This window comes from Roseobacter sp. HKCCA0434, from assembly GCF_032464675.1.
Classification (GTDB): Bacteria; Pseudomonadota; Alphaproteobacteria; order Rhodobacterales; family Rhodobacteraceae; genus Pontivivens.
In genome coordinates this window covers 55,124-68,125 of sequence record NZ_JAWDKL010000021.1, presented here as the reverse complement: position 1 = coordinate 68,125, position 13,002 = coordinate 55,124, and the positions used below count along the sequence as shown (strand labels likewise).

Genomic DNA, 13,002 nt, shown 5'->3' with positions numbered 1-13,002 from the left:
GTGCGCGCGGCGCTCGCCCGCGACGACGGCTCGGCCCTCGTCTTCCTCCCCGGTCAGGGCGAGATCCGCGCCGTCGAACAGCGCCTCGCGGGCCTGCCGGGCGACATCCAGGTCCGCCCGCTCTACGGCGCGCTGCCCCTCGCCGCCCAGCGCGCCGCCATCGCGCCCGTTCGCACGGGTCGCAAGGTCGTGCTCGCCACCTCCATCGCCGAAACCTCCCTGACCATCGAGGGCGTGCGCATCGTCGTCGATGCAGGCCTCGCCCGGCGCGCGCGGTTCGATCCCGCCTCCTCCATGTCGCGCCTCGTGACCGAGCGCGTGACCAAGGCAGAGGCCGACCAGCGCCGGGGCCGCGCGGGCCGCACCGCGCCAGGGGTCTGTCACCGCCTCTGGACCCGCGGCGAACACGGCGCGCTCGCCGCCCACCCCCTGCCGCAGATCGCCGATGCCGACCTCGTGCCGCTGGCGCTGGAGCTCGCCGCCTGGGGGGCGGAGGCCGCCGACCTCCCCTTCCTGACCCCGCCGCCCGAGCGCGCACTGGCCGAGGCGCGCGCCCTGCTGCACGATCTCGGCTGCCTCGACGCGCACGGGATCACCGCGCATGGCCGCAGCTTGGCCAAGGCCCCCACCCATCCGCGCCTCGCCCATATGCTGTCGACCGGCGGCGGGCCGCTCGCCCCGCGCCTCGCCGCCCTTCTCGACGCGCGCGACCCGATGTTGGGCGCGGGCAGCGACATCACCGCTCGCCTGCGCGCCCTGCAAGGCGACATCGCGAAGGAGGCCAAGCGCCTCGCCCGCTTCTCCGGCCCCGACCGCGACCTGTCCCCCGGCGCGCTCCTCTCCCTCGCCTTTCCCGACCGGATCGCGAAGCGGCGTCCCGGCGACGATCCGCGCTATCACCTGTCGGGCGGCAAGGGCGCGAAACTGCCCGCCGACGACCCGCTCGCCCCGCAACTCTTTCTCACCGTGGCCGAGACCGACGGCCACCCGACCGAGGCGACCATCCGCCTCGCCGCCCCCCTGACCCTGCCCGAGATCCGCGAGGTCCACGGCCCGCGCATCGCCGAGGTCCATAGCTGCGACTGGTCCCCCCGCCACCGCCGGGTCGAGCCGCGCATCCGCCAGATGCTCGGCGCGCTGGTGCTGGAGGAACGGCACTGGAAGGACGCCGACCCCGCCCGCATCGCCGCCGCGATGGCCGACGGCGTGCGCGACCTCGGCCTCGATGCGCTCGGCTGGTCGGCCCGCGCCCGCCTGCTGCGCGCCCGCGTCGCCTTCGCGGGCGATCCGCTGCCCGCGATGGACGACGCCACCCTGCTCGACCGGCTCGACGACTGGCTGACCCCGCATCTCGGCGCCCAGCGCACCGCCGCCGATCTCGCCCGCCTCGACCCCTACGAGCCGCTCCTTTCCCTGCTCGACTGGTCGCAGCGCCAGATGCTCGACACCCGCGCGCCCGACAGCTTTACCGCCCCCACCGGCACGCGCTGCCCGATCGACTGGTCCGACCCCGCGCACCCCACCATCGCCGTGCGCCTGCAGGAGATGTTCGGCACCACCACCCATCCCACCGTCAATGGCGTGCCGCTGCGCATCGAGCTTCTCAGCCCCGCGCGCCGCCCCGTTCAGACCACCTCCGACCTGCCCGGCTTCTGGGCCAATTCCTACGCGGACGTGCGCCGCGACCTGCGCGGCCGCTACCTCAAGCATCCCTGGCCCGAGAACCCGGCCGATGCCGACCCGACCCGCCGGGCCAAGCCGCGGGGCACCTAAGCGACATGGACGCGCGCGCACCGCGCGTTAAGATCAGGAAAAACGATCCGAGGGAGGCCCCGCGCGTGGAGCCATACGAGCTGACAGGCAGCGAGGGGCGACCCGGCGCGACGGTGTTCTCCTCGCCCCATTCCGGCGCGCATTATCCCGACGATTTCCTGCGCAGCAGCCAGCTCGACCCGCTGACCCTGCGCTCTTCCGAAGATGCCTTCGTCCACCGGCTCTTCGCCTCCGCCCCGCGCCACGGCGCGCCGCTTCTGTCCGCCAATTACGCCCGCGCCTATGTCGACCTGAACCGCGCGGCCAGCGAACTCGACCCCGCCCTGATCGACGTGCCCCGCCGCCCCGGCCTCAACCCGCGCGTCGCCGCCGGTCTCGGCGTCATCCCCCGCGTCGTGGCCGAGGGCCGCGCCATCCGCTCGGGCCGCATCCCCCTCGCCACCGCGCAGGACCGGCTCGACCGGGTCTACCACCCTTACCACATCGCACTCGGCCACCTGCTCGAGGCCGCGCGGCTGCGCGAAGGTGCTGCCTTGCTGATCGACTGCCACTCCATGCCGCGGGGCGCGCTGCGCCACCGCGATCGCAACGCCGCGCCGCGCCCGCAGATCGTCCTCGGCGACCGCTTCGGCACCGCCTGCGCCCCGTGGATCACCGATCTCGCGCAGGACGCGTTCACCCGCGCCGGTTTCGTCGTCGCACGCAACATGCCCTTCGCCGGCGGCTATATCACCGAGACCTATGGCCGCCCGTCGCAAGGCTTCCACGCCCTCCAGATCGAGATCGACCGCAGCCTCTACATGGATGAGCGTCGCATCCGCCCCCTGCCCGGCTTCGACGCCCTGCGCGCCCGCCTCGCCCCGGTGATCGCGACGCTCGCCACCGCGCTCGACGTCCGCCGTCAGCTGGCCGCCGAGTAATCAGCCGTCGAAATCGGGCCAGGCGTCGCGCACCGCGTCCATCAGCACCGCCTGGCTGACCGGATCGGGCTGCAGCCGCAGCGCCAGATCCCGCGTCGCCCGGAACTCCGCCTCGATCAGCGAGCGTCGCGGCCCCGGCGCGCAGCGATCGGCCAGCTCGCCCAGCAGCCCCAGCACATGCACGGCCGCGTTCTGATCGGCGGCGATATAGGGCCGCGTCGTCAGGTGCGCCTCCCGGAACAGGTCGCCGAAGGTGATCGGCGGCATGCTCAGCCGGTCGAACCGCCCCGCCATCCGGTCCGGCGGATCGTCGAGCGCCAGCCGCAGCCCCACATGCAGCCAGTTCATGCAGTTGATCGCCGTGAACGGGTCGTTGATCCCGGGCGACAGCGCGCGCGCCACGATCTCGCACAGCTGCGAGATCATGAACATCATGTTCTGGTTCTCGGTCCGTCCCTCGCCCAGCGCGAAACAGGTGCGGTACTTTTCCCGCATCTCGTCGTCGAGCACCGGCCCGCCCACGACCCGCAGCACCGGCATCTTCTCGTCCACGAAATCGCCCGGCATCCGCAGCACCTCGACCCAGGCGTCGTGGTCCCGCGCCACCCCGTCGAGCGTGGCGAAGCTGAAGGTCTGCACGTATCCCGCCCCGCCCGCATGGATGTCCTGCGTCTCCAGCCCCTCAGGCCAGGTCGAACCGCTGTCGCTCGGCACGCCCCGGTCATGCGCGATCGCCGCGACCAGCCGGTTGCCCAGGCCCGAGGTGATGTTGGCGATGTTGATCGCCTCGGGAATGTGGTGGACGTAATAGATGACCGTCAGCACGCTGATCAGCGCCAGCACGATCGCCGTCAGGATCGACAGGTGCGGCACGAACTCCTCGACCACGAAGGACGCGTCCTCGCCCGAGGGGTCCTGCACCGCGCGCAGGATCAGGATCGTGTATACGAAGGTGGCGATCAGGATGCCGAGGCTGGTCTGGTTCGCCCGGTCGCGCATGAAGTTGCCGATCAGCCGCGGCCCGAAATTGCTCGACGCGAAGGACACCGCCACCATCGTGACCGAGAACATGACCCCCACCACCCCGATAAAGGATTGCGCGATCACCGACAGCAGCGCGCGGGCCGGATCGGCCTGCGTGTCGCGCAGCCGCCGGGGCAGCACGTCCGACCAGCCCGCATGGTCCATCGCCTCGGTGATGAAGGCCAGCGCGATGGCCGCGAAGACCATCAGCGTGGGGATGAACCAGTAGGACGCCCGCACATCCTGCACGATCTTGCTCGCCAGCGCGGTGATCTTCATCTTGGCCCTTCCCGTCTCACCCCGCTCGATATGGAGCGTCGCCCGCCCTGGACACGAAAAAAAAGGCCGTGTCCGAAGACACGGCCCAAGTCTAGGGAGGAAACGCCCATGAAGGGCGACAACACCGAAGCGTTGTGGGATTGAGTATATGTTGCATTGCACAGGTTGCAAGCTGCGGTGCAGCAATTTGAACGGTCTGTAACAGTGGTTAACGCACGCGCGCCTCGCAAAACCTAGCCAGCATGGCGTATTGCACCGCACGCATGGCGCGATGCGCTCACCGCAGGGCACGCCCCTTCAGGATCGCATCCGTCCCGAATCGATTGCGAATCGCGTCGCTCGCCCGCTCCGCCGCCCGCCTGCGCGGCGCGCTCGGGTCCAGCAGGTCCGGCGCCGGGTCCGCCCCGCCATAGGGCTCCAGGTGGCTGATCCCCACGCCGATCAGCCGAAACGGCCCCTTGCCCAGCTCCCGCTCCATCAGGGGCCGCGCGGTGGCGTAGATCACGTCCGCCAACTGCGTCGCCTCGCCCAACCGGGTCTGACGGCTCAGAGTGCGGAAATCCTTCGTCTTCAGCTTCAGGTTCACCACCGCGCCCGTCAGCTCCTTGGCCTTCGCGCGGTCCGCCACCTTCTCCGACAGCCGCCACAGGTGCCCGTCCAGCAGGTCCACATCGCCGATATCCTCGTTGAATGTCCGCTCGTTCGAGATCGACTTGACCGGCTCGCGCGCGCTGACCTTCCGGCTGTCGAGCCCGTGGGCCAGCCGCCAGACATGCCGCCCCATCCCGCCATATTTGCGCATCATGTCGTCCTCGGCGTAGCGGCGGACATCGGTGATGGTGCGGATGCCGTCCCGCTCCAGCCGCGCGCGCATCGCCGCCCCGACGCCCCAGATCACCCCCACCGGCTGCGTGGCGAGGAAATCCAGCGTCTCCGCCCGTCCGATCACCGAGAATCCACGTGGCTTGTCGAGGTCGGAGGCGACCTTCGCCAGGAACTTGTTGTGGCTCAACCCCACCGAGATCGTGATCCCCAGCTCCTCCTCGATCCGCTTCGCCAACCGCGCCAACAGCAGGGCAGGCGGCGCGCCGTGCAGACGCCGCGTCCCCGTCAGGTCGAGAAACGCCTCGTCGAGGCTGATCGGCTGGATCGCCGGCGTCAGCTCCTCCATCATCGCGCGGATGCTGCGCGACACCTCGACATAGACATCCATCCGCCCCGGCACGACCACCGCCTCGGGGCACAGCTCCAACGCCTTGTACATCGGCATGGCCGAGCGCACGCCGCGGATGCGCGCGATATAGCAACAGGTCGAGACGACACCGCGCTTGCCACCGCCCACGATCACCGGCTGCTCGGCCAAATGCGGATGATCGCGCTTTTCCACGCTCGCATAGAACGCATCGCAATCCATATGCGCGACGCTCAGATCGTAGAGTTCGTCATGCCGCTGCACCCGCGGCGATCCGCAGGCGCGGCACCGGCCGGGGCCGGGATCGAGGCTCAGACAGGTGCGGCACAGGGCTGACATGGGATCAAGATGCGCCTTCCCCCGGCCCGCCACAAGTCACGGGCCCACGCCTTCTGCTTCGTCGAAAATATCCTCGCCCGGCAGGGCGAAACCGCGTCCCTGGAACCTAGCGGTTGTGGCCCGCGTCGCGCAGCTCGGCCAGCACCGCCGCCGCCGCCGCTGCGGGGTCCGCCGCCTGCCAGATCGGGCGACCGACGACGATATGATCGGCCCCGTCCGCGATCGCCTCGCGCGGGGTGGCGATCCGCTTCTGATCGCCGCTCTCCGCCCCCGCGGGCCGCACGCCCGGCGTCACGATCAACCGGCCCGCCGCCTCGGGCAGCGCCCGGATCATCCCCGCCTCCTGCGGCGAGGCGATGACCCCGTCGGCCCCTGCGTCGAAGGCTCGCCCCGCGCGTTCCGCCACCAGATCGGGGATCGCCCCGTCCTTCACCATCGCCGCATCCAGATCGTCGCGGTCCAGCGAGGTCAGCACCGTTACGGCGAGGATCTTGGTGGCGGACCCCGCCGCCCCCTCCTTGGCCGCGCGCACCACATGCGGGTCGCCATGCACCGTCAGGAAATCGAGGTCGAACTGCGCCAGCCCCCGCACCGCCGCCTCCACCGTCGCGCCGATATCGTAGAGCTTCATGTCGAGGAAGACGCGCTGCCCCTTCTCCTTGAGCTCATTGGCGAGCGCCAGCCCGCCGCCGGTCAACATCCCCAGGCCGATCTTCCAGAAGCCGACCTGCGGCCCGACCCGTTCGACCATCTCCAGCCCGGCGAGGGCGTTGGGCACGTCGAGGGCGACGATCAGGCGATGGTCGGTCGTGGCGTGGTCGGTCATGGCGCGGGGCTCCTCTGCTCGCCGCCTGACTAGCGCCGCCGCCCGCGCCCCGCAACACTCAGGCCGCACCACTCAGCCCGCGACACTCAATCCGTCCGGGTGATCCGCGCGCGCCCGAACTCGGTCGGGCCGCTGATCTCCGCCACCTCGTGCCGCCCGTCGCCCAAGGGCCGCAGCGTCAGCGTGTAGCTGTCCACGTCGTCATCGGGCACCAGCGTCTCGGGGTCCACATCGCGGTAGCTCACCCGGCAGGTCGGCACGCCGCCCTGCATCACCACGCCCTCGCCCACGATCCGCGTGCGCTTGGTGAAGGTGAACGCATCGACGCGCCGCGCGCAGATCTCCTCGGGCGTGCCGGGAAAGGTCAGCGTCAGGATCGCCGTCAGGTAATCCACCGTCCCGCCCTGTCGGCCGAGCGGCGGGATCGGCTTCTCGTCCGGCCCGCGGGCTGGCGTGTAATCGGCCGAGACCGGCACCCCTTGCACATAGCCCAGCACCAGCCGCTCCGGCCCGTCGCGCTCCTCGCTCTCCTGCTCGAACCGCGCGGGAGTGAACACCTGGCCCGACCGCCGCCCGCGCGCCTGCGCGTCGAGATCGCCGGCGAAGAATCCCGCCAGCCCCCGCGCCTCGACCCGCGCAGCGAGCGCGTAGCCCTCGGGCGTCACCTCGCCCGCGATCGCGGCGGAGGCGAGCCGGATCCCCGCCACGCTCATGTCGTAGCGGTGGCTGATCCGCTCGGCCCAGACCGGCGACGCCACCAGCGCCGCCACCATTCCCATCCAGATGATACGCACCCTTACACTCCCGTTCCCGCGCGGCTAATCTCCGCACCCGGATGATAATAGGGCCCGCGGCCCGTTGAACACACGACGCCATCACCAGTGCGTGAGACGGGCGGCACGACGAGGGGGCACATCATGGCCAGGCGAGAGATCGACATCCCCGCGATGGCCGAGGCGGTGGCACGTGGCGACCGCCGGATGCTCGCCCGCGCCATTACCCTGATCGAATCGTCCCGCCCCGCCGACCGGCAGGCCGCGCGCGAGTTGCTGACCGCCCTGCCCGACCGTCCTGCCATGCGCATCGGGCTGTCGGGCACGCCCGGCGTGGGCAAGTCCACCTTCATTGAATCCTTCGGCCTGATGCTGGTCGAGGCCGGGCACCGCGTCGCCGTGCTGGCGGTCGATCCGTCCTCCGCCCGCTCCGGCGGCTCGATCCTCGGCGACAAGACGCGGATGGAGCACCTGTCGCGCCACCCTGGCGCCTTCATCCGCCCCTCCCCCTCGCAAAGCCAGCTCGGCGGCGTCGCCCGCCGCACGCGCGAGGCGATCCGGCTCTGCGAGGCGGCGGGCCACGACGTCGTGCTGGTCGAGACCGTCGGCGTCGGCCAGTCCGAAACGATGGTCGCCGACATGACCGACCTCTTCGTCCTGCTGCTCGCCCCCGGCGGCGGGGACGAGTTACAAGGCGTCAAGCGCGGCATCATGGAGATCGCGGACCTGATCCTCGTGAACAAGGCCGATGGCGACCTGCGCGCCACCGCCATCCGCACCGTGGCCGACTATGCGGGGGCGCTGCGCCTCCTGCGCAAGCGCAATCAGGATCCCGAGGGCTGGCCGCAGGCGCTGCCCGTCTCCGCGCTCGACGCGCAGGGCCTCGCCGAGGCATGGACCGCGCTCTCCGCCCTCTACGACTGGCGTCGCGACGAAGGCGTGCTCGCCCGCACCCGTGCGGCGCAAGCCGTCACCTGGCTGGAGCGGGAGATCGAGGCCGGCCTGCACGCCCGCCTCGCCCGCGACCCGCGCCTCGCCGACCTGATGCCCGACCTGCGCGCGCGCGTGGCGGGCGGCACGCTGCCTGCCGAGGCGGCGGCGGAGACCGCGCTCGACGCGCTGTTGGGCACCGCGTCCCACACCCCTTGACGCCCTCCCGCGACGTGGCTAAGGAAGCGGCTCGAAATTGATTGACGGCGTCGGCCCGCCCTTTCGTGTGCGCGGCGTCCATCCAAAGGTGCAAGGGTCCGCCGCCAGATCGCGCGGACCAAGGAAACAAGGGGCTCGACCATGTCTCGTCGTTGCGAGTTGACTGGAAAGGGCGTGCTGACCGGCAACAATGTCAGCCACGCGAACAACAAGACCCGTCGTCGGTTCCTGCCGAATCTGAACGACGTGACGCTGACCTCCGACACGCTGGGCCGGTCCTTCAAGTTCCGCGTCTCCGCGGCCGCGATGCGCAGCGTCGATCACCGCGGTGGTCTCGACAACTTCCTGGCAAAGGCGAAGGCCGACACCCTGTCGCCCGCCGCCGCCAAGGTGAAGAAGGAGATCGAGGCGGCCCAGGCGACCGCCTGATCCTTCCCCGATCCGACGAATTCGACGCCCCGCCGCCACCCGCGCGCGGGGCGTTTTCGCGTGGAATGAGTATTTTTGGCCAATCCGAGGGTCAGAGCAGCGCGCGCACCCAATCCGGCACCGCCTCGCTCGCCTTGCCGACGATCACCTCGTCGAAGGTGCCGCCAGACGGCTCCAGGCTGATCTCCAGCGTCTCGGCCCCGTGCGCCGCCGCCTCCTGAGCGAACCCCGCCGCGGGCCAGACCTGCCCGCTGGTGCCGATCGCGACGAACAGGTCCGTCACCGCCAGCCGGTCGGCGATCGCGTCGAGATGGCGCGGCACCTCCCCGAACCAGACCACCGCGGGCCTGAGCGCCGCCGCTCCGCAGCTGGGGCAGCGGGCCTCCAGCCCCATGTCGCCCCGCCATTCCGCCGTGGCCCCGCAGGCAGTGCAGGCCGCCTCGAACAGCGAGCCGTGCATGTGCAGCGCCTGCACGCCCGCCCGCTCGTGCAGGTCGTCCACGTTCTGCGTCACCACCACCACGTCGCGCGCCGCCGCCAGCTCCGCCAGCGCCCGGTGCGCCACGTTCGGCTCCGCCCGCGCCGCATCGCGCCTGCGCATGTCGTAGAACGCGTGCACCTTGCCCGGATCGGCGGCGAAGCCCTCGGGCGTCGCCACCTCCTCGATCGGGTAGCGCTCCCACAGACCACCCGCATCGCGGAACGTGCCCAGCCCGCTCTCCGCCGAGATTCCCGCCCCCGTCAGGATCGTGATCCGCATCGCCTCTCCCCTCCCGTTTCCATCAAGCCGCATGGACAAATCCCGCATTTCTTGGCACGTCATGCGCCAGCACCCACCCGAGGCGTATCCAGATGACCGAGCTTTCCCGCATCCGCAACTTCTCCATCGTCGCCCATATCGACCATGGCAAGTCGACGCTGGCCGACCGGCTGATCCAGTCCACCCACACCGTGGCCGATCGCGACATGAAGGAGCAACTGCTCGACGCGATGGATATCGAGCGCGAGCGCGGCATCACCATCAAGGCCAACACCGTGCGCATCGACTACGTGGCCCAGGACGGCGAGGCCTATGTCCTCAACCTCATCGACACGCCCGGCCATGTCGACTTCGCCTATGAGGTCAGCCGCTCCATGCGCGCGGTGGAGGGGTCGCTGCTGGTCGTCGATGCGAGCCAGGGAGTCGAGGCGCAGACCCTCGCCAACGTCTACCAGGCCATCGACGCCGATCACGAGATCGTCCCCGTCCTCAACAAGATCGACCTGCCCGCCGCCGAACCCGACCGCGTGAAGGAGCAGATCGAGGACGTGATCGGCATCGACGCGAGCGAGGCGGTGATGATCTCGGCCAAGACCGGCCTCGGCATTCCCGACGTGCTGGAGGCCATCGTCACCCGCCTGCCCGCCCCCGAGGGCAACCCCGACGCGCCGCTCAAGGCCATGCTGGTCGACAGCTGGTACGACGCCTATCTCGGCGTCGTCGTCCTGGTGCGCATCGTCGACGGCAAGCTCAAGAAGGGCGACCGCATCAAGATGATGTCCAACGGCTCGATCCACCCCGTCGACCGCGTCGGCGTCTTCCGCCCCGGCATGCAGCCCGTCGACCATCTGGGGCCGGGCGAGATCGGCTTCCTCACCGCCTCCATCAAGGAGGTCCGCGACACCTCCGTCGGCGACACCATCACGACCGAGAAGAAGGGCACCGAGGACATGCTCCCCGGCTTCGCCCCGTCGGTCCCCGTCGTCTTCTGCGGCCTCTTCCCCGTCGATTCGGCGGAGTTCGAGGACCTGCGCGACGCGATCGACAAGCTGCGCCTCAACGACGCCTCCTTCTCGTCGGAGATGGAGACCTCCGCCGCCCTCGGCTTCGGCTTCCGCTGCGGCTTCCTCGGGCTGCTGCATCTCGAAGTCATCCGCGACCGGCTGGAGCGCGAGTACGATATCGAGCTCATCACCACCGCGCCGTCCGTCATCTACCATGTCTACCTGACCGACGGCACGATGATCGAGCTGCACAACCCCGCCGACATGCCCGACCCCGTGAAGGTCGACCGGGTGGAGGAGCCGCGGATCAAGGCGACGATCCTGGTGCCCGACGAGTATCTCGGCGACGTGCTCAAGCTCTGCCAGGACCGGCGTGGCGTGCAGCTCGACCTCACCTATGCCGGCTCCCGCGCGATGGTGGTCTACGACCTGCCGCTCAACGAGGTGGTGTTCGACTTCTACGACCGGCTGAAGAGCGTGACCAAGGGCTATGCCAGCTTCGACTACCAGATGACCGGCTATCAGGAGGACCAGCTCGTCAAGATGCAGGTGCTCGTGAACGAGGAGCCGGTGGACGCGCTCTCCATGATGGTCCACCGCACCCGCGCCGACGCGCGCGGCCGTGTGCTGTGCGAAAAGCTCAAGGAGCTGATCCCCCAGCACATGTTCAAGATCCCGATCCAGGCGGCCATCGGCGGCCGCATCATCGCCCGCGAGACGATCTCCGCCCTGCGCAAGGACGTGACGGCGAAGTGCTATGGCGGCGACGCCACCCGAAAGCGAAAGTTGCTCGACAAGCAGAAAGCGGGCAAGAAGAAGATGCGCCAATTCGGCCGGGTGGAAATCCCGCAGGAGGCGTTCATCAATGCGCTGAAGATGGATGGGTAGATGGAAATATATCAACCAGATTGGTCCAAACGTGGAGCGGATATTTTTCAAGAGATCGAAAAATGGCGCCGGAGCCGAATTTTAAACACTATTGAAAACTTACGTGCACTTAAAGACGATCTGGACAATCGTGATATCTTTGATCATGGGCTCTTTCGGTCCATCCGATCAATAGTCGGTCCACAGGTAGAATGGGCTGAAAAGGTTGGAGTGTCGCAAGCCACTATCGGAAACTATGAGCGTAGCAGGACATATCCAAACAGTCAGATACGGCGACAAATTTCCGACGCCATCCATCACTTCATTCTGCGAGAGCAGGAACGACTCGGGCAAACATCAAATATTTCTGGCCTTAACGTTGATGTTGCCGAGGCAAATAAGGATCTCGGGGAAAGCGCTCTCAGCGCAGCGCTGACTGACTTCAAGTTCGACAGCAAATCACAGCAGGTAATTGCAGTTCCCTTTAGCAAGGATGTCGAGCCAAGTACCATCGCTGAAATGGAGCAAGATCGAAAGGATCTAACCGAGTCCCTAGAAGATCAGGCAAAAAGTATTTGCGAATCTTTGTCAAAAACCAATATCGGCTCCGCAGCACGACTAGCAGAAACAATTGAAAAATACAGAAGAGAGTGTGAAAAAACACGGCCAAATCCGCGGAAGCTTTACCGCCTCGGGACGATAATTGGTCGCGCGAGTCTTAAAGAAGATATCATTGCCCTCTTACCCGACTACGATAGAATAGAGATTGATGGATTCGTCTCCGATCATCAAGAGCTTATGCGACTCTACTATAGAGAAGCTCTCTTGAAAGTTCAGGAGATTGACGACCTTACGGTTTCGAATAAATTTGAGTTACCCGCATCTCACGATTTTTTATCGATTGCCGACAAGATCGATCAGGCAGTCGATAAAGATGGAAATAAGATCTTTGATCCTGAGATATCAATTATCCTCCGGGATATCGGAAACGAAATTGCCGATCTTGAAGGCGAAGAAATACTTGCAGAAAGTGAAATAAAGCGCGAAACAATTAAAAAGAGAAAATCGCACGCGGTAAAAACTGGCGCTATACTTATTGGCAGATTTTTAATATTCTCTAGTCTATTTATAATTGTTGATCCAGGAGTTGCTGTAAATACAGCGGGATCTATTGCATCTATATTGGGGCTAGCTGAAACTGCCAGTCCGGGATTGATTCAAAAGTACTATGAAAAAATGAGGGAAGCCCTTCCCTTTCTGCCCAGATTTCCCTTCAATAAATAAAATACAGCCTCCTCATCGTATTGATTTATAAAAGACTGGTAGATTATTCGAGAAATTTTGACCGAAAAAATTTGTACGTAAATTGCATCAGATAGTCAGATTACCTACGCGAATTTAATCTCACACGACGCTCGCCGCATGCGTGATTGACTCCTACTAACCGCCCCTCTTTTTGAGCGCATGCGACGCCGAATCCGCATCCTTTCTTGAAATCCGGTCGATCCGTGTCACTATTGATAGCAGCGGCTGCAATGTCCATTCCGGCGGGCGGGAGGCGTAGGCCATCCGGATGAGTTTTGATGGCGATGCCACCTCAACGTGCGGCTTTTCACGCCTGTGCATACTCGCCCCATCGCGCACCCACAAAAACCTTAACCCCAATAC

The 13,002-nt window shown here is 66.9% G+C and carries 11 protein-coding genes; 6 read left to right on the top strand and 5 right to left on the bottom strand.

Features of this window, described 5'->3' with window-relative positions; translation table 11 throughout:
• Both hrpB and RX333_RS13245 read left to right on the top strand, forming a co-directional pair.
• The coding region (gene hrpB, locus RX333_RS13250) for an ATP-dependent helicase HrpB (protein WP_316015425.1) at positions 1–1,773 on the top strand (1,773 nt) is incomplete at its 5' end.
• A gap of 65 nt (positions 1,774–1,838) precedes the next feature.
• On the top strand, positions 1,839–2,693 hold the full coding sequence (locus RX333_RS13245) for an N-formylglutamate amidohydrolase (RefSeq protein WP_316015424.1): 855 nt from the start codon (positions 1,839–1,841) through the stop codon (positions 2,691–2,693).
• Here the strand turns inward: RX333_RS13245 and RX333_RS13240 are convergent, their stop codons facing one another.
• From RX333_RS13240 to RX333_RS13225, 4 genes are all read right to left on the bottom strand, one after another.
• Positions 2,694–3,995: a DUF2254 domain-containing protein gene (locus RX333_RS13240; RefSeq protein WP_316015423.1), complete on the bottom strand. Its 1,302-nt coding sequence runs from the start codon at positions 3,993–3,995 to the stop codon at positions 2,694–2,696. It abuts the gene before it with no gap.
• 277 nt (positions 3,996–4,272) lie between these two features.
• Positions 4,273–5,526 carry a DNA polymerase IV gene (locus RX333_RS13235; RefSeq protein ID WP_316015422.1) on the bottom strand — a complete coding sequence of 418 codons (1,254 nt, stop codon included), beginning with the start codon at positions 5,524–5,526 and terminating at the stop codon, positions 4,273–4,275.
• A gap of 106 nt (positions 5,527–5,632) precedes the next feature.
• A complete protein-coding gene (gene pyrF, locus RX333_RS13230; protein WP_316015421.1) occupies positions 5,633–6,352 on the bottom strand; it encodes an orotidine-5'-phosphate decarboxylase in 720 nt (239 codons plus the stop codon).
• 86 nt (positions 6,353–6,438) lie between these two features.
• A complete protein-coding gene (locus RX333_RS13225; RefSeq protein WP_316015420.1) occupies positions 6,439–7,146 on the bottom strand; it encodes a hypothetical protein in 708 nt (235 codons plus the stop codon).
• Positions 7,147–7,284: 138 nt separating this feature from the next.
• Between RX333_RS13225 and meaB the strand changes: the two genes are divergently transcribed.
• Together meaB and rpmB are read left to right on the top strand one after the other, a co-directional pair.
• Positions 7,285–8,274 carry a methylmalonyl Co-A mutase-associated GTPase MeaB gene (gene meaB, locus RX333_RS13220; protein ID WP_410056080.1) on the top strand — a complete coding sequence of 330 codons (990 nt, stop codon included), beginning with the start codon at positions 7,285–7,287 and terminating at the stop codon, positions 8,272–8,274.
• A 141-nt stretch (positions 8,275–8,415) separates the two neighbouring features.
• On the top strand, positions 8,416–8,703 hold the full coding sequence (gene rpmB, locus RX333_RS13215) for a 50S ribosomal protein L28 (RefSeq protein ID WP_316015418.1): 288 nt from the start codon (positions 8,416–8,418) through the stop codon (positions 8,701–8,703).
• Between the two features lie 91 nt (positions 8,704–8,794).
• On the opposite strand, the gene RX333_RS13210 is transcribed toward rpmB, so the two are convergent.
• The gene (locus RX333_RS13210; RefSeq protein ID WP_316015417.1) at positions 8,795–9,463 is read right to left on the bottom strand and encodes a Sir2 family NAD-dependent protein deacetylase; all 669 of its coding nucleotides are present in this window, start codon (positions 9,461–9,463) and stop codon (positions 8,795–8,797) included.
• A gap of 92 nt (positions 9,464–9,555) precedes the next feature.
• Here RX333_RS13210 and lepA point away from each other — a divergent pair, with 92 nt between their 5' ends.
• Together lepA and RX333_RS13200 are read left to right on the top strand one after the other, a co-directional pair.
• Positions 9,556–11,355, top strand: a complete 1,800-nt coding sequence (gene lepA, locus RX333_RS13205) for a translation elongation factor 4 (protein WP_316015416.1) — start codon at positions 9,556–9,558, stop codon at positions 11,353–11,355.
• A complete protein-coding gene (locus RX333_RS13200; protein ID WP_316015415.1) occupies positions 11,356–12,618 on the top strand; it encodes a hypothetical protein in 1,263 nt (420 codons plus the stop codon).
• Positions 12,619–13,002 lie beyond the last annotated feature (384 nt).

Coding starts and splice junctions, on each gene's coding strand:
- RX333_RS13200 (WP_316015415.1), top strand. CDS start 11,356: ATGGAAATATATCAACCAGATTGGTCCAAACGTGGAGCGGATATTTTT.
- rpmB (WP_316015418.1), top strand. CDS start 8,416: ATGTCTCGTCGTTGCGAGTTGACTGGAAAGGGCGTGCTGACCGGCAAC.
- RX333_RS13210 (WP_316015417.1), bottom strand. CDS start 9,463: ATGCGGATCACGATCCTGACGGGGGCGGGAATCTCGGCGGAGAGCGGG.
- lepA (WP_316015416.1), top strand. CDS start 9,556: ATGACCGAGCTTTCCCGCATCCGCAACTTCTCCATCGTCGCCCATATC.
- pyrF (WP_316015421.1), bottom strand. CDS start 6,352: ATGACCGACCACGCCACGACCGACCATCGCCTGATCGTCGCCCTCGAC.
- RX333_RS13235 (WP_316015422.1), bottom strand. CDS start 5,526: ATGTCAGCCCTGTGCCGCACCTGTCTGAGCCTCGATCCCGGCCCCGGC.
- RX333_RS13240 (WP_316015423.1), bottom strand. CDS start 3,995: ATGAAGATCACCGCGCTGGCGAGCAAGATCGTGCAGGATGTGCGGGCG.